Raw genomic sequence first — 26,560 nt, 5'->3', positions numbered from 1 at the left:
TCAAGTTCCTAGTAGAGCGGGCAATGCCCGCCCTACTACTGCTATTTATGTAATCGTCGTGCGTACAGTTTCTGCAGGGTCTTGGGCTTGCAGTGGCTCAGGCGTAGAGGTTTGAATGGTTTCCTCGGCAACTTGAGTCCACTCGGTATGGAAGAAGCCTGCTTTGTCAATGCGCTCGTAGGTGTGGGCACCAAAGTAATCGCGCTGAGCTTGGGTAAGATTTTGCGGTAAGCGATCGCGTCGGTAACTATCGAAGTAATCTAGCGACGCGCTGAATGCCGGGACTGGAATCCCCAGCTTCGCCGACTGCGCCAATACCTCCCGCCAAGCATCCTGGCGATCCAAAATTGTCTGCTTAAACTCAGGAGCCAGTAGCAAATTAGGCAACTCTGGATTTTCCTTGAAAGCAGATTTAATCTTATTCAAGAACCCCGCTCGAATAATACAACCACCCTTCCAAATCCGGGCAGTTTCGCTCAAATTCAGGTCATACGAATAAGCCTTCGACGCCGCACTCAATAGCGCCATCCCTTGAGCGTAAGAGCAAATCTTCGAGCAATAGAGAGCATCCCGGATTTGGTTAATGAAGGTTTTGGTATCTCCCTCATACTTGCCACTAGGACCCGTTAATATCTCCGAAGCCGCCACCCGCTCCTTCTTAAAGGCAGATATGATCCGGGCATTCACCGCCGCCGTCATCGTCGGAATACAGATCCCCAATTCCAACGCACTCTGTACCGTCCAGCGCCCCGTACCTTTCTGTCCAGCCGCATCAAGAATCACATCGACCAGAGGCTGATGAGTGTCGGTATCCCTGTAGTTAAAGATATCCGCTGTAATCTCAATCAAATAAGAATTGAGTTCATCGGTAGTATTCCATTCGGCGAATACTTCGTGTAGTTGCTTAGCGTCTAGTCCCAACGCAGTCTTGAGCAAGTCGTATGCTTCTGCAATCAGCTGCATATCGCCGTACTCAATGCCATTGTGTACCATCTTGACGTAGTGACCGGCACCAGCAGGGCCGATGTAGGTGACACAGGGGCCATCATCCACCTGAGCCGCAATTTTCGTCAAAATTGGCTCCAGATACTCATAGGAGCTTTTCGTGCCTCCCGGCATCAGGCTAGGACCATTTAGCGCTCCTTCTTCACCTCCACTGACGCCCATCCCGATAAATCTGAACCCAGATGGCTCTAATTCGCGGGTGCGGCGAGCGGTATCGTCAAACAAGGAGTTGCCGCCATCAATAATGATGTCACCCTCATCCAGTAACGGTTTGAGCTGGTTAATCACCGCATCTACCGGCGCACCAGCTTTCACCATAATCAGGATTTTGCGGGGGCGTTCTAAGGATTGGACAAAATCTTCAATGGAATAAGCGGCATAGACATTTTTGCCCTGCGCTCGCTCAGCCATAAAGGCATCGGTTTTTTCTGGCGTGCGATTATAGACGGAAATGGGGAACCCATTGCGCTCCACATTCAGCGCCAAGTTCTCGCCCATGACCGCCAAACCAATCACACCAAAGCTCTGCTGTGTCATAAGATTCAATGTTCAACTCTGCAATGCTTTTGAACAGTTGCTTTTCCTTCAGAGTAGCCCGATATCCTGAGAGTTTCCCCTAAAGAAGATATTAAGAGTCGCAAGAGTAGGAAAGCCTCGTTCGCCAAAGAATCATCAAATTGAAACAGCAGATTTAGTTTTTATTTGTATCTAAGTCAACAATCTCTAGCAGAATTGAAACATAGACACAAGTTTTGGAGCATCCCCGAAATGCTGGCATATATCCTAGCGATCGCTGTTGCAGTTGGTAGCTTCGCCCTTTACATGGCGGCTTTCTTTTTCCCCGAAATACACCGGAAGAGTGATTTTATCTGGAGTGGGGTGGGATTGTTCTATGCCCTAGTTTTATGGGTGTGTGCTGGACGCATCACCGGCGGTGTGCTGCTAGGTCAAATCGCTAGCGTAGCCCTAGTCGGTTGGTTAGGTTGGGAAACCCTGACATTACGACGAAGTCTTACCCCCGCAGCGCAGCAGACTGAGATTCCTAGCCCCGAAGCCTTGCAAGAAAAACTGACCAATTTATCCATACCGCAGCGAGTAACAAGTCTATTTGCAAATCTCAAAGACAAAGCTCAGCAGACGGCAAGTAAAGTTACTCAGCGCCAAAGCAAATCGGGCACTGGAACGACCCCACCAGGGGCATCCAAGACGACACCTGCGCCAGCCACCGACACCGGAAAACCCCGTGTCACCGTGCTGGATAACCGGATACTGGATGAAGATGAGGATGAAACGGTGTTATTCAATCAACCACCCGTTTCACCCGCACCCTCTCAGCCCGAAGTGGTATCCATCCCATCTCAAGAAAGTGTCCAAGACAGAGACTTGGATGACTTGGAACCCCCAGCATCTGTAGAAGCAGCGACTACAGGGGAAACAATCACAACAGCACCCTCAGAGTGGGAGGCTAACCCAGAAAACGTGCCCGAACCAGTTCGCCCGAACCCTCCCGACCCCGAACTGGTGGAAGCCGCTCTGGAAGATGCTGAAGAAAAGCATATTCCGGCTTCACCTCCAGAAACTGCCGATTCACAAACGAGTGACTCAGCGAGTGGAACAGAGCAGGCAAATCAGCCGTTAGAAAATCCACCCAACCCAACTTGAAAATCAAGGCTAGGAGGATAATGAACCGCAAAGACGCTGCATAGCGCCAAGGAAAAAGCGGAAGATAGCTGCTTGTTGCATTTTCTGGCTTTGTGTTCTTTGCATCTTTGTGGTTCATTTTTCCCGCCGCAACTTGAAGATATTGCGATTTGTAACCGATAATAATTGAAAGAGGACTCCATCATTTCTCGGCATTAAACTGTGACAGCAACAGGGAACTACAAAGACACCGTTAATCTGCCCAAAACCCAATTTGATATGCGGGCGAACGCTATTAAGCGGGAACCGGAACTGCAAAAATTTTGGGCAGAACAGCAAATTTACGAGCGACTGTCGCAGAACAATCCCGGTGAAATTTTTGTTTTGCATGATGGACCGCCCTACGCCAATGGTTCGCTCCACATTGGTCATGCTTTAAATAAAATCCTTAAGGACATCATCAACCGCTACCAGCTCCTGCAAGGACGCAAGGTTCGCTACGTTCCTGGCTGGGATTGTCACGGCTTGCCGATTGAGTTGAAAGTCCTTCAGCAAATGAAGTCACAAGAGCGGCAAAATCTGACGCCTCTGGATCTGCGCCACAAAGCCAGAGACTTTGCCCTCAAAACAGTAGACGAGCAGCGCCAAAGCTTCAAACGCTACGGCGTCTGGGGCGACTGGGAGCATCCGTATCTGACTTTAAAACCAGAGTATGAAGCCGCTCAAATTGGCGTTTTCGGTCAGATGGTGCTGAAGGGATATATTTATCGCGGCTTGAAACCAGTTCACTGGAGTCCCAGTTCTAAAACGGCGCTGGCTGAGGCAGAGTTGGAGTATCCGGAAGATTCTGAAGGTCGCCCAGCTCACACCTCGCGCAGCGTTTATGCGGCTTTCCCGATGACGAATCTGGGACCAGCTGCGCGATCGCTATTGCAACCATTCTTGCCCGATCTGGGTGTGGCGATTTGGACGACAACTCCTTGGACGATTCCCGCCAACCTAGCGGTGAGCGTGAATCCAGAACTAACCTACGCAGTGGTGGAACTGGAGGCAAATTCTCTCCCGATTTCTACCAAATACCTGTTGGTGGCTGCCGATTTGGTGGAACGGTTGTCAACGACGCTCTCAACGAATCTCACGGTACAAGCTACAGTACCGGGTAAAGATTTGGAACACAGCACTTACCGGCACCCGCTGTTCGACCGCGAGAGTCCGATTGTGATTGGGGGCGATTATGTCACCACCGATTCCGGTACGGGATTGGTTCACACGGCTCCCGGTCATGGGGATGAGGATTACAAGGTCGGTCAACGCTACGGTTTGCCACTGCTGTCGCCAGTAGATGCCGATGGCAACTTCACGCAAGAAGCGGGGCAGTTTGCGGGGTTGAACGTGTTGGGTGATGGAAATCAGGCAGTGATTGACGCGCTAAGAGAAGCGCGATCGCTCTTGAAAGAGGAACCCTACGTTCATAAATATCCTTACGACTGGCGCACCAAGAAGCCAACCATCTATCGAGCCACAGAACAGTGGTTCGCATCAGTGGAGGGATTTAGAGAAGAGGCGCTAAAAGCGATCGCGTCTGTTACCTGGATTCCCGCTCAAGGTGAAAACCGCATCACGGCAATGGTCGCAGAGCGTTCCGATTGGTGTATCTCCCGTCAGCGCAGCTGGGGCGTGCCAATTCCCGTTTTCTACGACCTGGAAACCAACGAACCGCTACTGAACGAGGAAACCATCGCCCACGTCCAGGCAATCATTGCCCAAAAGGGTTCGGATGTCTGGTGGGAAATGCCGGTAGAAGAACTATTGCCAGAAAGTTATCGCCATAACGGTCGCACCTACCGCAAAGGTACCGATACGATGGATGTCTGGTTTGACTCTGGCTCCTCTTGGGCGGCGGTTTTGCAACAGCGCCCAGAATTGCAATATCCAGCGGATATATATCTCGAAGGGTCAGATCAGCACCGGGGTTGGTTCCAGTCGAGTTTGCTCACCAGTGTGGCAACAAACGGCATCGCGCCCTACAAAACCGTCTTGACGCACGGCTTTACCTTGGATGAGCAGGGGCGCAAGATGAGTAAATCGATGGGCAATGTCATCGATCCCTTGATTGTCATCAATGGGGGCAAAAATCAAAAAGAAGAGCCGCCCTACGGTGCTGATGTTTTGCGCCTGTGGGTTTCCTCGGTGGATTATTCTTCGGATGTCCCCATCAGCAAGAACATCCTCAAGCAGATGGGAGATGTTAGAAACAAGATTCGCAATACGGCGCGGTTCTTGCTAGGAAATTTACACGATTTTGACCCGGCTAAAGATACGGTACCTTACGAACAACTGCCGGAACTCGACCGCTATATGTTGCACCGGATGACAGAAGTCTTCGGGGAAGTAACGCAAGCTATGGAGAGTTTCCAGTTCTTCCGCTTTTTCCAGACGGTGCAGAATTTCTGCGTTGTTGACTTGTCTAATTTTTATCTGGATATTGCCAAAGATAGGCTCTACATCAGCGCCCCAGATAGCTTCCGCCGCCGTAGTTGTCAGACAGTTTTGGCGATCGCACTGGAAAATTTAGCACGAGCGATCGCGCCGGTTCTCTGTCATACGGCAGAAGATATCTGGCAATATCTCCCCTATCCCACACCTTACAAATCCGTGTTTGAAGCCGGGTGGGTGAAGTTAGAGGAGCATTGGCACGATCCAAAACTGGCAGGATGGCAACAACTGCGACAAATCCGCACTGAGGTGAATAAGGTGATGGAGCAAGCAAGGGCAGAAAAAATGATTGGATCTTCTCTGGAAGCCAAGGTATTACTTTATGTCCCGAATGCTGAGTTGCGCTCTTTACTGCAACCTTTGAACTTGAACTCAGCCCCCCATCCACCCTTCGGGAAGGCGAAGCGCCTACAGTCCTCAGCACTGGGTAATGGTGTGGATGAGCTGAGATACTTGTTTATCGCCTCACTCGTAGAGCTGGTGGATTCTCCGGAAGCGTTGCAAGGCTTAAAATACAGTTCGCAGACAGCAGCTTTATCGATTGGCGTAGATAAAGCAAACGGGGAAAAATGCGATCGCTGCTGGAACTACTCGGTTCATGTTAGCGAATCTGTCGAGCATCCCCTGTTGTGCGATCGCTGCATTCCCGCCTTAGCTGGTGAATTTTAGTTCACAAAAAACGACCGCCTTTCCCTCCGCCCTGCCATCACCTGCTTTTCGGCTCCCCTCCCTGCTTGCGGGGTGGGGTTAGGGGTGGGGTTCTTTTCTATGAGCAATTAGATGGATTCTTCAACATCCCATCGCGCCTAGAGAGTCAACGCTGATTAAATTTGCCCCAAATGCAGGAACTTTAAGATTTTGAGTAAAACTGGCTAATTTCTTAACAATTTCGCGCTCAAGAACCGGCGACTACAGAGGCAGAAACAATGAAATTATGTTTTTGAGTTTATTTCATCTGCCAAAAGGCATAAAAATTTATTAAGGCAGAAATGAAAATTCTGCTTGTAGCAATATTCATTAAAAAATTATCTTGCAAAAGCGAGTCAGATACAGGTATTGTCGTAGATCGTAGAAACCTGCTAGTGTAAGTTTCACCTAATCAGGGTCTATACCCGTCAGGGAGCATCAGGGAGCCTACCGCCACAATTTCTTTATCTCTTTAACAGTCCAGCAATGGGGTGTTTGACGTGAGTTAACTCTGAAGAATGAAATCCCTGCAACCTCTGTTGGGGCGTGTCTACGTGCCTCTAACAGCTATCCTAACGTGTTCGTTTGCCTTTGCCTTTGGGTCGTTGCCCGTGAGCGCGATTGAGATTTTGAATTCCGCCTCGGCTGCGGGTGACAATCTCCCTCCAGAAGGCGTGAAATCCAATGAAACTTCAGTAACAGCGGGTCAAGCGGCTCTAGAGCTGATCAAAACAGGCGATCGCGCCGCTGCGGAACCGGGCGACACCGTTGTTTATCGCTTGGCGTTGAAAAACACCGGCACAGCCGCCGCCAGCAATATCAGCATCACAGACACCCTGCCTGTGGGCTTACGGTATTTGCCAGAGTCCTTGCAAGCCTCGCTGACAACTGGCACCACTACCGCCCGAATCACTATACAACCCGCGATCGCGTCCAACCGGACAGTCACCTTTAAATTTCCCAAACTCGATCCGAATCAAACTCTGAACGTGGTTTATGCCGCCGTGGTAACGCCAGACGCCATTCGCGGTAACGGTAGAAATCAGGCTCAAGAAACCAGGAGCAACATTGCCAGCCATCAGTTGCGGATTCGACCCGGCATTTTGTCAGATTGCGGCACCCTCATAGGGCGAGTATTTGTCGATAAAAACTTTGACGGCGAACAGCAGCCAGGAGAGCCAGGATTGCCCAATGCCGTAATTTTCATGGATGACGGCAACCGCATCACCACCGATGCCAACGGTTTATTCTCACTCGCCAATGTCATCTCTGGCTATCGCACCGGCACGCTGGATTTAACCAGTCTACCGGGCTACACTCTAGCTCCCAACCAAAAATTTATTGAGCGCAATAGTCAGTCCCGCCTGGTGCAACTCGAACCGGGAGGATTAGTACGGATGAATTTCGGAGTGACACCCACCTATCGGGAGGGCCAGCAGTGATGAACCAGGCAAAAGGCAAAAAGCAGCCGCCAAAAGAAGGGATTTTGACGTATTTCTCGTTCTTTTTACTTTTTACTTTTTATTTCTTACTTCCTCGCTCTGCGAAGGCGAATGAACTGTCTGCACCACCTCAAGGCAAACTGGCAGAAGATTCCGAGTTTGCAATTAAAAATTCCACAACCCTCCCTGCAATCGAGCAGACGGCTGTCCCAGAGACGACACCAGAGAATTCAGAAGTCCTAGACGCAAATTCTGAATTCGCTGTCCAAGATTCAGCAGAAATTCTAGATTTAACTCAAAATACTGTACCGACAGCTTCACCCTTCCCTTCAGTAGAGAAAGCAGTAGGGGCGGCAAAACCAGCAACATCAGCGCCCAGCCTCGTAGCGCCTCAAAATACCGCACCGACGGCTTCACCCCTCCCCGAACTTCGGGAACAGGTTGGGTCAGCCCCTAAGAACTCGACAACGACCGTACCAACCGCCAGCGATGATCTGAGAGCGATCGCTCAAACGAATGCCCAGCAGCCTCCTCGGTTAAACTCAGATGCGATTCTGGCACCTACCGAAGTTCGGATTCTGACCCCTGAAAGTGGAGTACTGGGCGAGCCTTCTACTAACCTCGTCGTCCAGTACCACACCCAAGCTCAGGTACAAGTCAGGGTCAACAAAAAACCACTGGATGCCAAAACACCCACACAGATAGAGCGAGACGAAGCCCAAAACATCATCACTCAGGTTTGGTACAACGTCCCTCTAGAGAAGGGCGAGAACACAATTACAGTGCAAGCGAATAACGGCACGTCGGTAAGTGTCAAGCTAACTGTAAAAAAGACAACTGCCCAAACCTTAGAAATTGCGCCGGTTAGTGATGCCCGGATTCCCGCTGATGGGCGAAGTCTCATGGCCCTGGCGGGGAGAATCACGAATGACAATGGCGAATTAATCCGCGAAGACACAGTCGTAACTTTAACCACTAGCGCCGGTAAGTTTGTCGGTGCTGACGAGGACAAAGATCGAGCCGGATTTCAGGTGATTGCCAGAGGAGGACAATTTACCGCCCAACTGCAATCCAGCTTGGAAGCGCAGAGAGTCCGCATTCGAGCCGCTACAGAGGGTACTAGGTCAGAGGGCATCCGGGTTGGGAAAGACGGCTCACCTACACCGATTAACCAATCCCCAAACTCCAATCCCCTGTCTCCCAATCTGCAACAATATCCAATCCCCTCTAATACTCAATACCCGCCGGTACCTCCGACTGACCACCCAGTCGCTTATACCCAAGACGAAATATCTGCTAACACCCTAGAAACTTATACCCAGGTAGAATTCATCACCAATCTGCGCCCTTCCTTAGTTTCGGGCGTGGTGAATCTGCGGATTGGCCCGTCAGGCACAAATTTCTGGGGACCGCGCCGGGAGTTTCTCAATCCGGATACGATTGACGATGGCACCAATATCGATTTGAGTGCTGCGGTTTTCGCTACGGGTAAGGTGGGGGAGTGGCTGCTGACGGGGGCATATAATAGCGCTCGTCCGCTCAATCAAACTTGCGATGGCATCACCACCCTGTTCCGGGGACCGCAATTCTGCGAGCAACAATATCCGGTCTATGGGGATAGCTCCACTGTTGATTATCTAACCCCTTCAAAAGACAGCTTGTATTTCCGTCTGGAACGCACTTCCCCTGTTTTTGGTGCCGAACCAGACTACGTGATGTGGGGAGATTACAGCACTACCGAATTCGCCCGCGCCTCCCAGCTATTTAGCGCCACTTCTCGGCAGTTACACGGGTTTAAGGGCAACTATAACCTGGGCAATCTGCAAATCACTGCTCTCTATAGCCCGGATGTCGAGGGATTTCAGAGAGATACTGTTGCTCCTAATGGCACCAGTGGCTATTACTTTTTGTCGCGTCGGCTGCTGATTCCGGGTAGTGAGAGTGTTTTCTTAGAAACAGAAGAAATTAATCGTCCGGGAACGGTGACATCGCGCAAACCCCTGGTTCGCGGGCCTGACTACGAAATTGACTACGACCGGGGGACGCTGCTATTTCGTCGTCCCATCTTCGCGACGCGATTTGACCCGTTTGGCGTGACTCAGGTGCAGCGAATTGTGGTCACTTATCAGCATGAAGGTGTTGATAGCGAAGAGACAAATATTTATGCGGGGCGGGCGCAGTATAACTTTTCGCAAGAGTTGAGTCGCCAAGCCTGGGTTGGAGCTAGCTATTTCCGGCAAGATGAGGGGTTGCAGGATTTTGAGCTATTGGGTGTAGATTTCCTGTTCCCACTAGGGAATAGCGGTCAAATTGTGGGGGAATATGCCCGCTCAGCGCATAATTCTCCTTTTAATGGGGATGTGAACGGCAATGCTTATCGACTGGAAGCGTATGGAGCTTTAGCTAAGAGTATTCTCGCCCGCGCTTATTACCGTTCTGTGGAAGAAAATTTTTCTAATAATGCGACGACCAGTTTTACGCCCGGTCAGACGAGATACGGCGCGAACGTTGCCGCCCAACTCTTCAAAACCACGCTGCTAACTGCTAGCTACGACCACGAGGTGAATTTCGGGACTGCGCCCTTAGAGCGGGTTAACTTTTTCGATATTTTTAACCCTCAACCCCAACCTACACCTGGAGAGAGAGTCGATAATTCTCTGACCACGATTCGCGCTGGAGTTCTGCAAAAGTTTGGGGCTTCAGACCTCAGCTTAGAATACGTCAATCGCTCTCGCGACGACCGGATTGGCGACACCTTTGATAGCTCCGCCAGCCAAATTGTCTCTCGCCTGAATGTTGCCTTAAGTGATGCGCTGACGTTTCGGGCACAAAATGAACTGAATTTGGGTAATAGCGGCGACGCCCTTTATCCCGACCGTACCACTTTCGGGCTGGACTGGGCAGCGCTCCCTGGCGTTACTATGCGACTTGCCCACCAATTTGCAGACACCAGGGTATTTGGTCGCAATTCCATCACTAGCCTAGACACGCTGGTAGAGCAGAAGTTGGGCGAAAACACTGCTATCAGTGGGCGCTACTCAATCATCAGCGGCTTCAACAGCATCACGGGGCAGGGGGCGGTCGGTCTAAACCACCGGATTGTGCTTGCCCCAGGATTGCGAGTTCATCTAGGTTACGAGCATATCTTTAGCAACCTGTTTAGCCGTACTGCTGCTGGGCCGCGATTTGAACAGCCCTACGCCACGGGGCAGAGTGCCTCTGCCTTAGGACTCAGCGGTGGCGATGCCTATAGTGTTGGGGTGGAATATACTGACAATCCCAATTTCCAAGCATCTGCCCGCTTCGAGCATCGTAATGGCTCTGGTGGCAGTAACACTGTGATTTCTGGCACTGCTGCCGGTAAACTTTCTCCCGCCCTGACTGCCTTGGTGCGTTATCAACAAGCCAGTGCTTCTAACCAGTTGTTATACGCCTTGGGAGACACGATGAATGTCAAGCTGGGCATGGCTTATCGCAATCCCAACTCTGACAAGTGGAACGGCTTGTTGAGTTATGAATATCGCCGCAACCCCTCGACGATTCCAGAGACATTGCTGCTGGGCAGTGGCACGGGTTACAGAGATCACATCATCGCTGCTGAGGCGATTTATGCTCCTTCCTGGCAGTGGGAATTTTATGGCAAGTATGCCATGCGGAACAGCACCACCGATTTAGCCAATAACTTCAGCAACTCTTCGACTGTATTTCTGGCACAGTTGCGGACGACGTACCGGCTGGGATATCGCTGGGATGTGGCGGGGGAAGCTCGCTGGATTGGGCAACCCGACACGGATTTTAATGAAACAGGCTTCGCTCTAGAGGCGGGTTATTATGTGACGCCAGACTTGCGAGCTTCGCTGGGATATAGCTTTGGCAGTGTAGATGACCGCGATTTTAGCGGCTATCGGTCGGAGGGTGGCGTTTATTTTGGCTTAACGCTGAAGGTAAATGAACTATTCGGCGGCTTCGGGCGACAAAAAGTGTCACCGCCTCAGCAGCAAGAATCCCAGGTGCAACCAGTAGCGGTAGAGAGGTAATGGGGAATGGGAAATGGGTAATTGGTAATGGGTAATCGGTAAAGAATGACCAATTATCAATCACTAATAACTAATCATTAATGACTACAGATGAACGCTAAAAAATTTCTCCTTTTACCTTTCGTTTTTTTACTGTTGCCTTTTTCTGCAACTGCTCAGACAGAAAATTTAAAAGTCGTTGTTAATAGCAACCAGGATGGAGCAGTTAATCCAGATGATGCCTTGACGCTGCGGGAAGCGATTGAGATTGTCAATGGTACATTACCTTTAGATCGTCTCAGTCGTGCCGAACAAAGCCTGGTTTCAAGTAATGTTGGTACGACGCTGATTGCTTTTAATTTGCCGCCAACAGATACCACCATCCGCCTCGTTGATGTGTTGCCACCATTGGCTCGTCCGGGATTAATCGTCGATGGTACAACTCAACCAGGGTATGATGCCGAAGAGACTGCAACTGTCGAGATTGCAATTCCGATTCCGGTAGTGACAATTACTCCCGCCGCTTCTCAAGAAGTCTTCCGTGGCTTAACAGTTGTTGCTGATGGGGTGACAATTCGCGGATTAAGCCTCTACGGTTTTACCTCCCGCCATCGCGCCACTGCTACCTTGCCACCCGCAGATATTTTTATCGATAATCCTCAGTCTGCTGCGATTAGGGGAGCCGCGAATGGTCAAAAGTTAACGGAGAATCGGGAAGGCAAACCATCACCCATTTCCAATTCCCCAAAAAATGTAGTAATTGAAAACAACTGGTTAGGGATTCCGCCCGATCAAAGTGTGCCGCAGCAAACTTCGGCATTTGGGGTATTTGTATTTAACAGCTTGGGGACAACTATCCAACGAAACCGGATTGCTAACCACGATGGCAGCGGGATTATTACCTCTGTCCAAGCTGAGAATTTGCAGGTGACAGAAAACATTATTGTTGGCAACGGGATTGCTGGAATGCCCGATGCGATTCGCTTAGAAGGAATGATTGATAAGACGCAGGTTAGCGCCAACTTGATTTGCGGCAACGATGGCAGTGGCGTCTTTTTATTTAAACCCCAAGGTGCGGCGCAGATTAATAATAACCGAATTGTTTATAACGGTCGTCGCTTGCGTCGGGCAGCAGTTTACCTGATGGGGAACGATCACCAGGTGATCGAGAACCAAATCGGTCATCAAACAGGACCGGGTGTAGTGGTTGCATCTTATCCCAAGAGCGATCGCAATATCATTCAATCCAATCGCTTCTTCAATTTAGTCGGTTTGAGCATTGACTTAATCGCTCAACAAAATACGGGTGTCCAAGATTACCAACGAGGAGATGGTCCAAATCCTCCCCGGAATTCGCCCAATCGTCGCTTGGATACGGCTAACTCAGCGATTAATGCCCCCCAGTTCATTAGCCGCGAATTTTTTGTAGTGGGTAATAAAACGAATCTGTATGGAACTGCCGATCCGGGTTCTCAGGTGACAATTTATCGAGTGGAGGAAAATACCGAGACGCCCTATGGTGCTTTAAGGGAACCGCTGACAACGGTTACAGCGGATGACCGGGGAAAATTTAGCCTCACGCTCGATATCAATAATTTGGTACCGGGAGATAGAGTCAGCGCGATCGCGACAAATCCCAAGTATGGTACCTCCGAACCCGCCACGAATGCCTTAATTTCATCAATAGTCGGTGGTAAACAACCACAGACAACGAATAACCCAGAACCATCGACAATTCCTGAATGTACCACCGCACCCGATCCGCCAGTAGTACAGGTGCCGCCGGAAGAACCGCCGCCAGAACCCATCCGCATCCAGGTGCCAACTAACGTCCACTTTGCCCTCGACAAAGCCACGATTAGCCCAGAAAGTGCCAGAGTTCTCGATCGAATTGCCGAAGTTTTACAAGCAAATCCCCCTATCGTGATTGAGCTTCGGGGTCACACCGACCCCCGTGCCAGCGATGCTTATAATCTTGACTTATCAAATCGGCGAGCGATCGCAGTGAGAAATTATTTACTGCGTCAAGGCATTGCCCCAGAACGCATGACAATTCGCGCCTTGGGTGAATCTCAACCGCGAGTAACTGGAAGAAATCGTCTGGATTATGCCCGTAATCGTCGGGTCGAATTTATCTTCAAAGATGCTAGAGGTCTAGAACTCTTTGTCCAAGAAGAAGATTTGCAGTTGGAGTAGGAATCGTTACCAATCCATCTCTCTTCCGCCATCAACCCGTTATCTGTTCCCTCCCATCTTGATGTCTTCACCCCTAGCGAGAGAAAGCAGAGTGAGTTCGCCGTTAAAATCCCAAAACTTGGAAAAAATTAGCGCTTCCGCTAGCCGCTGGAGTTGTCGCTTCGGCAGCCTTGCCCTATCCATCTGTGCGATTAGCTGTTGGACTCAAGCGGCATCGGCTGAAGGCAGTCGGGAACTGACCAACAACACTGGCGATCGCCCCTTCTTGGAATATCGAAACGATACGACGGGAGGTATTGCACGTCGAACCACAATTAGGGTTTTCGCTAAACAAGGCGAGACGATTAATCTTGGCTCCAGTGCTATGGCTTACGGTCTTGGGGGTGGTCAGGGCAATATCCGGTTTCGGCAACCGAATGGTTCTCAGTCTCAGTGTAGTGTCTCGGCTCCCGGAACTGGTTTTATTCCTAACCGTGCCGCAGAAAAAGCTGGTTCTGGAGTTGGCTACGCCCCCTGCACAATTAACGTCGCATCTGGTCAAGATGGCGTCTGGGAAATTGACTTCATCAGTCCAATTTCCGCTAGTACTACTGACCCACCTGCCATCAATGCTGATGCTGACTGGAATCAACCCAAGAATGTCAGTTACGTCAGCGCTTGGGATGTCACGGTGCGGAGTAGTAGTGGTGAAGCTATTCCTGGTCGCGCCTACGCTAATTATTTGCCGTTGAACATGGGAGGCATTGGGCGAAGTCTCCAATCCCAAGCTTTTGTTCTGACCAGGGAAGGCTATCAGTACCTAATCAAACTAAAGGGTCTCGACCCCTTTGGATTTATCTTCTTTGCTAATAACAAAGGTTTTACAGCCAATCCAAACGGCGATCCCGTTTACAAATCTGTTCTACTGGCAGGAAGTAATATATACAACCCGGATCAGCCAGATTTTGGGACGGATGTTACTTATAAAATTTTCTTTAATAAGCCCAACAATGACCTGCCACTATCTGCACCTATAAATCCAGCTAGTGCGCCTCAAGCGACTCCTAATTCCGTTTGGCTGCTGACGCCAGCCGTTGCACCCCCAACTCCCACTGATTTTAAATTTAAGGGCACAGAAGGGACTGACGGGCAAGCGGGTACGACTACGCCATTGGGAGGTAATTTTAGCTTTAACACCCCGGCATCGGGCAGTTATCAGATTATTCTCGATCTCAACCAAGACAAGATATACGGCAATGCAAACGATCGCGTACTCGTAGGAACCGCAGATGTTGGGTTAAACACTGTACCTTGGGATGGCTTAGATGCGAATGAAGCGACTATCCCTGCTAGTAGTATCGCTTACGGCGCACAAATCTTACTCAGTGCGGGTGAAATTCATTTTCCATTGCTAGATCCTGAAAACAACCCAGGTGGTCTAATCATCCAACGACTCAATGAGCCAGCTTCGGCAACGTTACCGACTCCCAATCCGTTTACCGTTTACTATAACGACAAGCCTTTAATACCACAGAATCAACAGCCTCCCCCCGAAGCACCCGACCCATTGGATGCTCTAGGAGGAATTTCCAGTAGCAATGGTGCTCATGTGTTTCCAGGCTCTAGTGAGCAAGGTTTTGGTAATAACAGAGGTATTGATACCTGGACGTATTACCCATCTACACTCACCGACCTTGCTCAAGGCATCACCATATCAGAAGCCGATTTGCAGATTCAAAAAACGCTGGTGACGAACCCAGTGGTTGCAGGCAGCCCTGTCACCTACACTCTCGCCGTTACAAACAACGGCCCTTCTAATGTAACTGGAGCAACGGTGACAGACAACGTCCCATCTCAAATTACTGGAGTCACTTGGACTTGCGCCATTACTACGGGGACTGGTAGTTGCGGACAAGCTAGCGGTACGGGAAATGCTATTAATACTACAGTCAATCTCAACAACGCAGCTGTTGCTACCTATACCGTAACAGGTGCCATCTCTCCCATCGCTCCATCTGAGCCATTGAGCAACACGGCAACGGTTACGCGACCGAATGATGTGACCGACCCCAATCCCAACAACAACACATCAAGCACTACGACTACCATTCAACCTAACCCAGTTACGCCTACTGGCATCAAATCAGTTCGTCTAACCACAGATGCAGATGCTAGCGGCTCTGTGACGACTGGAGATACGGTTGAATTTACAATTATTTATGTCAATAATTCCCCTACCTCTGTCACTAACTTCCTAGCGACCGACAGCATTGATACCAGTAAATTGAGCTTTGTTGCTGGCAGTTATAGCTTTACAGCCTCCGGTACGGGGACAACGGTGACACAGAATCCCAACTACAACGGTACAACTGACCCGAACCTTACCAACTCGACAACCTTGGGAACGTTGAGTGGAAATGGTGGTCGGGTGGTCATCAAGTTCCAGACAATTATTACGGCGGCTGCTGGCGTGCAGATTAGCAACCAAGCTGTTGCCACATCCACAGGTGGCACCGTTAACTCGTCGGTTACAGATGCCATTCAAGGGAATGGCGACTTGCCTCAAATTGTAGATGACGGAATTGATCAAGGGAACCTTCCGAATACTGGGGATGATGACCCGACTGTGCTAATTGTCGCTTCACCTGGGCGATCGAGTTTGCGTTTGGTAAAGCGAATTACATCTGTGACTAGAAACGGTGCGCCGCTGAGTGGGATTAACTTCAATAGTTTTGTAGATGACCCAAATAGCGACAATGACAATGCATCTGGCTGGTCGCAACTGTCGCCGGTGGGAGTTCCTAATATAGCGGCTGAAACAGCTTTGAGAAGCGGCGACGAAGTCGAGTACACCATTTATTTTCTCTCTGATGGCACGGCTCCCGCCAACAATGTCAGATTCTGCGATCCAATTCCCACAGGGACATCGTTTATCGCCGACAGTTTTGGTTCGGGTACGGGAATTTCGGTGAATCGCGTTGGGACAATTGCTTCCCGGACTAACGTTTCAGATGCAGATGAAGGGACATTTTTCTCGCCGCTTGCTCCTTTGCCTGCGGGAAATGCTTGCTCTAACCAAAATAATGCTGATGGGGCAGTAATTGTGAATCTGGGTAATATTTCTAATGCAACGAGTAGCAACTATGGTTTTACCCGCTTCCGCGTCAAAATTAACTGATGTGTACTGGCTATGTTTTTACAAGCTTGAGGGTGTTTTAACCTAGTTGATTTAACAACAGTACAAATGAGAAAAAAGTATGACAAAACACCCACTTCCCCAACTAGCTCCATGTTTTTATATGTAACGACAGATGCAACTGCTTTTAGAACAAATTGGCGTTTTGATTGCTTGAACGCTCCTCGGCGCAGCTGACTCGTTCGGCAGAATAAAATAATCACTTTTTGCGATGATTGTCAAGTATTTAAACTAAAGGGAGCAGAGAAGGCGATCGCGCGACTGCCTTCTCTGTTTAAACACACATCAACCTATAGAGATATCTACGCCATTAATGCAATAATTCTGTATTTCCAAGTAATTTCTTCTTAAAAACTATAATTATGCAGACGTTATTCAAGCACTCTCAGGAAGCGCAAGGACGGAAAATAGAGGATAAAAGAAACTTCTCTTCCTTATATGACCCTCTTTCATTTCTCTTCCCAAGCATCACTTTAGTTGCAACTTTAGTCTGTTACTCTACTTGTGCCCAAGCTCAAACAACTCTGCCATCTACACCAGGACTCAACTTTCAAACAAGTGGCCGATCTCGCGGTCCTGGTGTTGGGGACTGGTACACCACCGCAACCAGCGCCAGCACCGATAGGGTTCACCGCTTCTTTATCAGCATTACCGAAGCTGATATAGCCGCAGCAGGTCCCGGAGGCATTGTTATTAGTGTCAATGACGCAGAGAGTAACGGGACACTACCAGATGAAGTAAGTGGCACACCTGACCCCACCCGCTTTGAGTTATTTGGTCCGACTGGGGCACTACCGATCAACAGTCAAACAGTACCATCAGGCTCAGCCAATGGCACAACCGTCACCTTTCCAGCCATAACCACACCTGGCATCTACCAGGTTACGAGCGTGACGGGTGCAGGCCCAATCTCTGGGAATTTCACGGCGACTCTGAATAACGATGATAATGGCTTTTCTATTGTTGTCCCTATTTCCGAAGTGCTAATTGGTCAGTTTCAAGGCACTTTCCAGAAGGACGCGGGTGCCACTCAAAACCTTCCATTCTTTTTTCTGGTTGGACCTGGAACTAACAGCCTGTTTTTGCGAAACTTTGACCTGGATAGTAATGGAAATATAGGGATAAGTTATATCCGCCCAAATGGTGCAACTACGGCAGGTACTGTATCAGACGGTGGTATTTGGAATAGTGTCGGCGGCGATTTGAACAACGGGGGAGATACAATCGCCTCATTAAATGCGATCGCTGATGCTGGAAGGTGGGGGCTGACAATCACAAATTTCAATATTAATAACCAAAGTCTTCTTGAAGCGAATAATGGCAATGGAAGCCGTCTGCCTCTATTCGATCAGCCTCCCCAAAAAGCAGGTAACTTCACAATTACGCAAAACACTACACTGGCAACCACAATTGGCAACGAAGTTTGTCACCCGTTTACGGTTACAAATAACTTTTTTACCACTGATATTATTAACCTAACGCTTTCAGGCACCGATCCGAAGTACACGGTGCAATTGCGAAATGCTGCCGGTACGACTGTTCTTCCAGATACCGATGGCGATGGAAATTTGGACACGGGAATTTTGCAGCCAGGAGAAAGCAAAGTTTTTACTTTGTGTGTAACTCCTAATCCTGGGGCACCTCCTCAGGATGTTACAAGAATTAGTGGAGTTTCTTTTATAGATCAAAAGGTACGCCAGCAAGCTGGTAATGAACCGCCGACTCCACAATTTGTTGATAAAACTACGACTATTCCCACTCCACCCGTCGTCACTGGTACAAAATCCGTTGCTCTGGCAACAGATGCAGATGGGACGAGTTCGGTGACACCGGGCGATCGCGTCCGCTATACAATTATCTATACAAATACGGGGTCGGGTGCCGCCAACGAGTTCCAAATTACAGACGCCTTACCTACTGGACTGACCCTGGCTGCAACACCCACCGTCACTGTTGCTGGAACGGGCACCAGTGCCGCTGTTAATCCAGCTTATAACGGTGCTGGAACCAATACCTTACTAGCTGCTGGAGCCGTCTTAGCACCTAATGGCACTATCACCGTTACCGTGGATGCTACCGTTGGCAGTGGAGTGACTGGCAACTTATTCAACCAAGCTACTGCCACTTCTCCTACCCCTGGCTTCCCACCCGGAGGAGTCCCCACCGATGCTAATACTCCATCAGGCAGCATTAGCCAAACGCCCTACGGCGATACTGGCCCTGCCGACAAGACTGGATTGACCATTGGCTTAGTCCCCGTCCCTGTCCCTACCGCCACTAAATCCGTCCGCTTTGTGAGTGACAACGATGGCACAACCACACTTACCATCGGTGATGACGTTCAATACACCATCATTGTTAGCAATCCCACATCCAGTCTGATTAATGACTTAGTCATCAGCGACGTTATTCCCACACAGTTGCTGGTGCTGCGGAATACCGTTACTGTAGACGCTGGTTTTGCCCTTGCCGCTAGTCTCCCTGGCAGTAACTTCAACGGTACGGGCACTCCTGTGCCTTTCACCCAACCAGGAACCCTAGCCCCTGGTGCCACCGTTACTCTCAAGTTTAACGCCCGTCTCAGACCAGGGGCGGCTAATCCGATTACTAACCAAGGGAGAGTGAACTTTGCCGGAGATAATGGCAATCCTATACTCACAGATGCCAGTGACTCTACAAACCCCACGCAACCTGGTTCTGGAACTAATCCGGGCTATCCCAGTAATATTGGTTCTGGCGGCAATGTGAACCAACCCAATCAAAGCGGTGCTGACCCCAACATTCTTAACTTTGTCAATCCTGTCTCACCCAGCGGTTCCAAATCTGTCCGTCTGTTTACCGATACTGATAGCAGTGGTACTGTCACGACAGGTGATGTAATTGAATACACCATCACCTACATCAACACCACTCCCAATATTGTTGTCAACAACTTCCTGGCCACTGACAGCATCGACACCAGCAAGTTGAGTTTTGTCCCAGGGAGTTATAGCTTTACGTCTTCTGGAACTGGGACAACAATTACGGGGAACTCTAGCTACAACGGTACCACCGACACGAACCTTACCAATCCCACCACTAAAGGTCAACTAAGTGCAGGTGGTGGCAAGGTGACGATCAAGTTCCGTGCTACGGTGACGGCGACGACTGGCGTGCAGATTATCAACCAAGCTAGAGCCACATCGACAGGTGGAACGGTCAATAACTCTGTGACAGATGGGGTTGCAGGATCTAATGACTTGCCGCAGGAGTTGGATGATGGGATTAATCAGGGCAACCTGGGAGATACTGGGGATGATGACCCAACTGTGGTAAGTGTCGTTGCTTCTGGAGTACCGCGTCTGCGTTTGGTGAAGCGAATTACCAATGCAACGAGAAATGGCGTTCCGATTAGCGGGATTAATTTTGGTAGCTTTGTAAATAACCAAAATGACCCGAATGATGATGCTTCGGGCTTTTCTCAACTGTCGCCAGTGGGCGTGAGTAAGTTAGGATCAGAAACGCCTTTGGCAAGCGGTGATGAGGTGGACTACACTATCTATTTCCTATCTGATGGAACTGCCCCAGTCAACAACGTCAGATTCTGCGATGCGATTCCATCGGGGACAACGTTTATCGCCGATAGTTTTGGGTCAGGTAGCGGGATTTCGGTGAATCAAGCAGGAACAGTGACTGCCAAAACGAATACTTCAGATACAGATGCTGGGACATTTTTCTCGCCGCTAGCTCCATTACCTACGGGGAACGCTTGCTCTAACCAAACCAATCCCGACGGGGCAGTTATCCTAAATTTAGGCACTGTTTCTAATACGGCTGGTAGTAATTTTGGCTTTATCCGTTTCCGGGTCAAAATCAACTAATGAGTTATTAGTTATTAGTCATTACTTGTTAGTTCCGCGTCAGTTGCGGCGTTGGCACATTCATTGTTTAAGCTAATGACAAATAACTAAACTAATGACTAATGACTGATGACAAGCGATATCTAATTTTTTACAAGCCTTATGGCGTCTTGACTCAGTTTACGGACAACAGTCCAACTGAGCAGAAACGCAGCACGCTGAAAGATTACATCCTTGTTCCCTCGGTTTATCCGGTGGGTCGATTAGATTGGGATAGTGAAGGATTGCTGCTGTTGACGAATGATGGGCAAATGCAGCATCGCTTGAGCAATCCTCGCTTTGGACATCCCCGGACTTATTGGGTGCAGGTGGAACGGATTCCGGATGAAGAGGCGCAAAGACGTTTGCGCGAAGGCGTGGTGATTCAAGATTACCGGACGCGACAGGCTTTGGCGCAGTTATTACCCGATGAACCACTGCTACCGCCTCGCAATCCACCGATTCGCTTTCGCAAGAATGTGCCGACAGCATGGCTGGAGATGACTTTGACGGAGGGTCGGAACCGGCAGGTGCGGCGGATGACGGCGGCGGTAGGGTTTCCGACGCTGCGGCTGGTGCGAGTTGCTCTAGCTCACCTGCATCTTGTGGGTCTGGAACCCGGACAGTGGCGCGATCTAACTCCAATTGAGTTAGAACTATTAAAGAAGCTGTGTCAAACTGATGCTAGTCGCATAAATAGTTACGAGTGGCGATCGCTCGGTGGATAGCGATCGCGTAGTGTAGACGTAGCACGAATCATTGAGGGTGCAAGACGTGCGTATGGCTTCCCCGTCTGCTAACGCTGACCTTAAGACTTCTACCTGTCGAAGTTGGAAGCTTCGATTGTGACGTGGCAAACTAGATCGCAGTTACTTTGTCTCCCTTAAATCAAAATACCACACGGGAATCGAGGAAGTTCCGCCATGCTTGTCTGTCCCCAGTGTCAGTTTGAAAATCCCAATACCAACAAGTTTTGTCAAAAATGTGGAACTTCCCTAACCCACAAAGTTTGTTCTGAATGCACAACTCAAGTGCCATTCAATCTCGTAAATTGTCCCAATTGTGGTGCCACGACGGGAACGGTGTGGTGGGCGATTCTCTCGAAAGATTCAAACTCGCAACTCGCCGCAGTCGCCTCTCCCACGCTTGGGTCGGAAGCAGCAACAGCTGATTCTAGCGAGAATATGGGAGTTGCAGATATCGACCTGGCTGAAACAACACAGCCGGTAACGGCTGCGGCTTCAGACGCGGCTACAATGCCAGCAGACGTTGCATCTGAGCCAGACGGGGCAACTGTACCCTTGCCGACCGCTTCAGGGGTCGAGGAGTTGCAGGCAACCTCTGTACCAGAGGAAAACACTTTGTCAGCAGATTCTCAAGCTTCTGCCATGTCACCATCCGCTTCTGTCTCATCAACAGATGTCGAGACTCCAATGGCGGAGAACGAATTAATCGCCTCAAGTTCGGCTGCGGAGACTTCGACAGAGACAACCCGTGAAAATAGCAGTAGTGGGGACATCCAAGTAACACCACAGGTTGTATATTTAGACCCCCAGCAGCGTTATCAATTGCTAGACTCTCTGCCAAGCAATGCGGACAGCGCTGAGGTGATGGTGAGAGTTTTAGACTGCCAGCCGTTCCAAAAAGCTCCGCTGACAGCCATCATGGAGCAACTACAAGGTGCTGAAGCAGTAAATGCGGCGAGTAACTCAGAAACGATGTCTGCTGCGGCCCAATCGGTCAAAAACCGGACTTTTATTGACCAGACTCTAAATGTAAACTCGTTAGCCGCCAAAAGTATTCCCAACATTGCCCAAGCATATTTGGATTTACAGAATAAGTTGTACCCGACCCTGCCAGCTATTCACGATGCATGGCAGCAGGACCGAACTTCCGTTTTGCTGCTAGAAGACCGTTCCCAGTGGCCTTTGCTCAATGACCTGAGCAATTATGCTCAAATTCCGCTGTTGCAGATTTTGTACTGGCTAGATGAAATGGCAAAATTGTGGGTAGCGCTAGAACCCTGGCAGATGCGTCAGAGTCTGCTGGAGTTATCAAATCTGCGCGTGGATGAGGATCAAACACTGTGCCTGCAACGCTTGTATAGAGAGCCAGCCAACGCAACGCTGTCACTGCAAAATTTGGGGCAAGTGTGGCAAGGATTATTTGACCTATCAGGGCGATCGCAATTAGATTCTCTGGATCAACTCTTGGGCAATCTGCAAAGCGGGAAGATTCAAACCCCCTTAGACCTGCAATCGCAGCTAAAGGCGATCGCTCAAGAACAAGAAGATTCTCAACCCTCCAAAACTCGGATTCAGCCACCCCTCACCTCAGAGGATTCCATCCCTGACACCAGCGAGGGCGATGATATGCCCACGATCATCCTGCCGATGCAGTTGCTCAGTCTCGACGATGCTGGTTGCACGGATATCGGGCGGCAACGGGAACACAATGAGGACAACTTCGGCATTAACACGGAAGTTAAAAAGCAGGAAACTCCATTAGGTCGAACCGTCCAAGCACGGGGGATCTATATTCTCTGCGACGGCATGGGAGGACACGCTGGGGGCGAAGTGGCAAGTGTGATGGCGGTGGATACTGTCAGGCGCTATTTCCAAGACAATTGGCAAAACCATTTACCAACAGAAGACCGCATTCGGGAGGCAGTGCTTTTAGCCAATAAAGCAATTTTTGATATTAACCAACACCACGAACGTTCTGGCCCTGGACGAATGGGGACTACCCTCGTCATGGTTTTGATTGAGGATACTAAGGTAGCGATCGCTCATGTCGGGGATAGTCGCCTGTATCGTCTCAGCCGTAAACGAGGTTTAGAACAAATTACTATCGATCACGAAGTCGGTCAACGGGAAATCCAGCGAGGGGTAGAACCTTCAGTTGCCTACTCCCGCCCCGATGCCTACCAGCTAACCCAAGCTTTGGGACCGCGAGACGAGAATTTTGTCCGTCCTGATATCCAATTTTTGGAACTCAATGAAGATACTTTACTGCTTTTGTGTTCCGATGGTTTATCAGACAATGACCTCATAGAAACTCACTGGCAAACTCACCTTTTGCCTCTGTTGAGTTCTAGAGCCAACCTGGATCAGGGTCTTTTGCAACTCATTGACCTCGCCAATCAGCACAACGGTCACGATAACATCACAGCAGTGGTTATCCGCGCGAAAGTGCGACCCAACCTGGATCAACATCAGATGTTTTAAAAGTTTTGAATTTTGAGTTTTGAGTTTTGAATTCAAACTTAAAACTCAAAACTCAAAACTAATAACTCAAAACTATTATGGTTACGCTGACCCTTCTCGATCCATCGTCTACCTCTCCGCAGCAGTGGAACTTCCCAAGAGCATCCACGATTCGGATTGGTCGCGCCCCTGATAATGACGTAGTTCTTAACGATGGTATGGTTTCCAGGCACCATCTGGAACTTCGGAGAGTAGGCAACTCATCCAGTAGCAACGGAGGCACCCCATCCGTGCAATGGTTGCTGGTCAATCAAGGCACGAATGGCACCTTTGTCAATGGCATCTTGGTTTCCCAGGGAGTGGTATCGGATGATTCCCTCATCCAGCTGGCGCGAGGAGGGCCGGTACTGAAATTCCAAAGCAGCCAAGAGGAGCCAGCAACTCTCTCTCAGAAGCCCGGAGAAAGGGCACACAGTAGTCCGCTCCCACAGCCAGCAGCCAGTTCTGAAGCAGCTTGTTCTCACGCCGGAAATCCGCTGGGTAACTTGTTCTGCATCCACTGCGGGCAACCTCTGGTAAAGATACATCGCCACATCCGTCAGTATCAGGTGTTGCGGACGCTGGGACAAGGAGGAATGGGCACCACTTATCTTGCCTGGGACCCCGAACGTCCGCGCGGGGCGGCTCTAGTGGTGCTAAAGGAAATGAATGCCGATATGGCACAAAATTCCAAAGCTAGAGAACTCTTTGAACGAGAGGCTCGCACCCTCAAGACGCTGCATCATTCAGGAATTCCGCAGTATTATGACTTTTTTGTGGAGGGTGGCAAGAAATACCTGGCAATGGAGCTGATCCAAGGAGAGGATTTAGAAAAGCGCATCTATCTAAAGGGACCAGTACACCTCAAGCAGGCGATTGAGTGGATGATTCAAGCCTGCGACATCTTGGGCTATATCCATAGTCAAGACCCGCCCCTCATCCACCGGGACATTAAACCGGCAAATTTGATGGTGCGCTTTCGGGACAATCAGGTGGTGGTATTGGATTTTGGGGCAGTCAAAGAAATTGGCACGCCACCAGGGACACGCATTGGTGCCCCGGATTATAGCGCCCCAGAACAAGACCGGGGTCAGCCAGTGACGCAATCGGATTTATATGCGATTGGACCGACCCTGATTTTTCTGTTAAGTGGTGAAAGCCCCCAAAAGTTTTATAAACGACGGGGGATGGCTTACAGATTCAATGTTGAAGGGATGCCGACAATTACACCCCAACTGCGGATAGTGATTGAGAAAGTGACAGAACCCCGACCGAGCGATCGCTATCAAACGGCAAAGGAACTCTCTCAAGCTTTAACCGCCTGCCTTTAATCCTCGTCTTCCCAAGCTTCAACCGCCAGCAGTTCGCTGACTGGATCTTGCATGGTAAATCCAAATTCCAACAGTTCTTTTTTCCAGTAAGACCACTCATCTCCGTAGAGGAGAGCGATTTTCCAGAGTTTATCAGTGGGCTTGATAATATTCGATGTTACAAGTGAATGCATTTGACGCTGCATTTTCACCATTGGGTGAATTACTTGCTGAGTCATAGGGTCTAGAAATCAGTTTTGCAAATACTAGAAAGTAAAAAAGCTTCCCGCTTCTGATATTTAATGCGTAGAATTCTATGCGCTAGGGAAGCAATCCTTTATCCTTGTAGCGTATATTAGGGTATTCTGGCAAGTGTTTTGACGGCTTTTGTACGGAAATTACTACCGTCTCTTTCCCTGAGAGCCATTGGCAGTTCCCTCGCAACACAGACAGACAGTATCGCCTGCTGCAATCGGAAGCATATACTTGAGGCTGGGAGGATTGGGGTGATTTCTTTCTCCGCTGACCGAATTTCCCTCAAAACAATACAAATGAGTCACCGGGCACTGCTATTAGTGAATCCGAATGCTCGACGAGGTCAAGACGCCAGACGGCAAGCAGTTGAACAATTGCAACAACTGGGTTTTGAACTGGTGGAGGAAAAGAGTGAAAATCCCAAGCAGTTTTCTGAACTAATTCGGAAACACCGCCAACAGGTCGATTTGGTCATCATTGGGGGTGGAGATGGCAGTGTCAATGCGGCAGTGGAAGGATTGTTAGATACTGACTTACCCTTGGCAATTTTGCCTTTAGGCACCGCCAATAATCTGGCGAGAACCCTGAATATTCCCCAGTCGCTGCCAGAGGCTTGTCAAATCATTGCCAATGGTCAAATTCAGCGGATTGACTTGGGCTGGGTGAACGGGCAGTATTTTTTCAATATTGCCAGTCTGGGACTGAGTGCAGAAGTGAACCGCAGAGTTTCCAAAAGATTGAAGCGGCATTGGGGCGTTTTTGCTTACATTGCTACAGCAGTGCAAGTAATTGCGACTGCGCGACCCTTTTGGGTTGATATCCACTGGGAAGGTCAGTCTATCGAAGTAAAAACTTTGCAGATTACGGTGGGGAATGGTCGCTATTACGGCAGTGGCTTAGTGATTGCGGATGATGCCACCATTGACGACCAAAGGCTGGATCTGCATAGTTTGGAAATTAAGCATTGGTGGGAAACGCTGCCGTTGGTATTTGCTGCCTTGCGGGGGAAATCGGCGACAGGTAGGGGGGTGCGTACCATTCAGGGTAAAGACATTGAGTTATATACTCGAAGACCTTATCCAATTAATACCGATGGGGAAAGAACAACGGAGACGCCAGCCCGATTTCGAGTGATTCCGCAAGTTCTATCGGTTTTTGTGCCGTCATCTACCAAAAGGTAGGTAAATAGGGTGAGAGCGATCGCTTAAAAGTTA

Annotated in this window: 13 protein-coding genes; 11 read left to right on the top strand and 2 right to left on the bottom strand. The window is 49.5% G+C overall.

Annotated elements, in window-relative coordinates; genetic code table 11:
• Positions 1 to 45 precede the first annotated feature (45 nt).
• A complete protein-coding gene (gndA, locus tag ACFW2W_RS19435) occupies positions 46 to 1,542 on the bottom strand; it encodes an NADP-dependent phosphogluconate dehydrogenase (protein WP_378181858.1) in 1,497 nt (498 codons plus the stop codon).
• 231 nt (positions 1,543 to 1,773) lie between these two features.
• On the opposite strand from gndA, the gene ACFW2W_RS19430 reads away from it, so the two are divergent.
• From ACFW2W_RS19430 to ACFW2W_RS19385, 10 genes are all read left to right on the top strand, one after another.
• Positions 1,774 to 2,667 carry a Ycf66 family protein gene (locus tag ACFW2W_RS19430; RefSeq protein ID WP_378181855.1) on the top strand — a complete coding sequence of 298 codons (894 nt, stop codon included), beginning with the start codon at positions 1,774 to 1,776 and terminating at the stop codon, positions 2,665 to 2,667.
• 201 nt (positions 2,668 to 2,868) lie between these two features.
• Positions 2,869 to 5,811: an isoleucine--tRNA ligase gene (ileS, locus tag ACFW2W_RS19425; protein WP_378181852.1), complete on the top strand. Its 2,943-nt coding sequence runs from the start codon at positions 2,869 to 2,871 to the stop codon at positions 5,809 to 5,811.
• A gap of 536 nt (positions 5,812 to 6,347) precedes the next feature.
• A complete protein-coding gene (locus tag ACFW2W_RS19420) occupies positions 6,348 to 7,271 on the top strand; it encodes an isopeptide-forming domain-containing fimbrial protein (protein ID WP_378181849.1) in 924 nt (307 codons plus the stop codon).
• Positions 7,271 to 11,308 (top strand): hypothetical protein, encoded by a 4,038-nt coding sequence (locus ACFW2W_RS19415; protein ID WP_378181847.1) that lies wholly within the window; start codon positions 7,271 to 7,273, stop codon positions 11,306 to 11,308. The genes ACFW2W_RS19420 and ACFW2W_RS19415 overlap by 1 nt, the downstream gene beginning before the upstream one ends.
• 90 nt (positions 11,309 to 11,398) lie before the next feature.
• A complete protein-coding gene (locus ACFW2W_RS19410) occupies positions 11,399 to 13,483 on the top strand; it encodes an OmpA family protein (protein WP_378181844.1) in 2,085 nt (694 codons plus the stop codon).
• A gap of 91 nt (positions 13,484 to 13,574) precedes the next feature.
• A complete protein-coding gene (locus ACFW2W_RS19405; protein WP_378181841.1) occupies positions 13,575 to 16,640 on the top strand; it encodes a hypothetical protein in 3,066 nt (1,021 codons plus the stop codon).
• 380 nt (positions 16,641 to 17,020) lie between these two features.
• Positions 17,021 to 20,518: a beta strand repeat-containing protein gene (locus ACFW2W_RS19400; protein WP_378181838.1), complete on the top strand. Its 3,498-nt coding sequence runs from the start codon at positions 17,021 to 17,023 to the stop codon at positions 20,516 to 20,518.
• Positions 20,519 to 20,619: 101 nt separating this feature from the next.
• Positions 20,620 to 21,264 (top strand): pseudouridine synthase, encoded by a 645-nt coding sequence (locus ACFW2W_RS19395; protein ID WP_378181835.1) that lies wholly within the window; start codon positions 20,620 to 20,622, stop codon positions 21,262 to 21,264.
• 195 nt (positions 21,265 to 21,459) lie between these two features.
• Positions 21,460 to 23,763 carry a serine/threonine phosphatase gene (locus ACFW2W_RS19390; RefSeq protein WP_378181832.1) on the top strand — a complete coding sequence of 768 codons (2,304 nt, stop codon included), beginning with the start codon at positions 21,460 to 21,462 and terminating at the stop codon, positions 23,761 to 23,763.
• Positions 23,764 to 23,840: 77 nt separating this feature from the next.
• Entirely contained in the window at positions 23,841 to 25,112 is a 1,272-nt protein-coding gene (locus ACFW2W_RS19385; protein ID WP_378181829.1) for a protein kinase, read from the top strand.
• Here ACFW2W_RS19385 and ACFW2W_RS19380 read toward each other — a convergent pair.
• Positions 25,109 to 25,330, bottom strand: coding sequence for a DUF4327 family protein (locus ACFW2W_RS19380; protein WP_190415607.1), 222 nt, complete (start codon positions 25,328 to 25,330; stop codon positions 25,109 to 25,111). The two genes, ACFW2W_RS19385 and ACFW2W_RS19380, sit on opposite strands and share 4 nt — an antisense overlap.
• A gap of 312 nt (positions 25,331 to 25,642) precedes the next feature.
• On the opposite strand from ACFW2W_RS19380, the gene ACFW2W_RS19375 reads away from it, so the two are divergent.
• Positions 25,643 to 26,527 (top strand): lipid kinase, encoded by an 885-nt coding sequence (locus ACFW2W_RS19375; protein WP_378181957.1) that lies wholly within the window; start codon positions 25,643 to 25,645, stop codon positions 26,525 to 26,527.
• Positions 26,528 to 26,560: the final 33 nt, after the last annotated feature.

It is taken from the genome of Coleofasciculus sp. H7-2, assembly GCF_042747725.1.
Lineage (GTDB): Bacteria > Cyanobacteriota > Cyanobacteriia > Cyanobacteriales > FACHB-T130 > FACHB-T130.
This window is presented reverse-complemented; position numbering and strand designations above follow the sequence as displayed.

Excerpts from the sequence above, each read along its gene's own strand:
- gndA (WP_378181858.1), bottom strand. The coding sequence starts at position 1,542 with ATGACACAGCAGAGCTTTGGTGTGATTGGTTTGGCGGTCATGGGCGAG.
- ACFW2W_RS19430 (WP_378181855.1), top strand. The coding sequence starts at position 1,774 with ATGCTGGCATATATCCTAGCGATCGCTGTTGCAGTTGGTAGCTTCGCC.
- ACFW2W_RS19420 (WP_378181849.1), top strand. The coding sequence starts at position 6,348 with ATGAAATCCCTGCAACCTCTGTTGGGGCGTGTCTACGTGCCTCTAACA.
- ACFW2W_RS19415 (WP_378181847.1), top strand. The coding sequence starts at position 7,271 with ATGAACCAGGCAAAAGGCAAAAAGCAGCCGCCAAAAGAAGGGATTTTG.
- ACFW2W_RS19410 (WP_378181844.1), top strand. The coding sequence starts at position 11,399 with ATGAACGCTAAAAAATTTCTCCTTTTACCTTTCGTTTTTTTACTGTTG.
- ACFW2W_RS19400 (WP_378181838.1), top strand. The coding sequence starts at position 17,021 with ATGCAGACGTTATTCAAGCACTCTCAGGAAGCGCAAGGACGGAAAATA.
- ACFW2W_RS19395 (WP_378181835.1), top strand. The coding sequence starts at position 20,620 with ATGACTGATGACAAGCGATATCTAATTTTTTACAAGCCTTATGGCGTC.
- ACFW2W_RS19390 (WP_378181832.1), top strand. The coding sequence starts at position 21,460 with ATGCTTGTCTGTCCCCAGTGTCAGTTTGAAAATCCCAATACCAACAAG.
- ACFW2W_RS19385 (WP_378181829.1), top strand. The coding sequence starts at position 23,841 with ATGGTTACGCTGACCCTTCTCGATCCATCGTCTACCTCTCCGCAGCAG.
- ACFW2W_RS19380 (WP_190415607.1), bottom strand. The coding sequence starts at position 25,330 with ATGACTCAGCAAGTAATTCACCCAATGGTGAAAATGCAGCGTCAAATG.
- ACFW2W_RS19375 (WP_378181957.1), top strand. The coding sequence starts at position 25,643 with ATGAGTCACCGGGCACTGCTATTAGTGAATCCGAATGCTCGACGAGGT.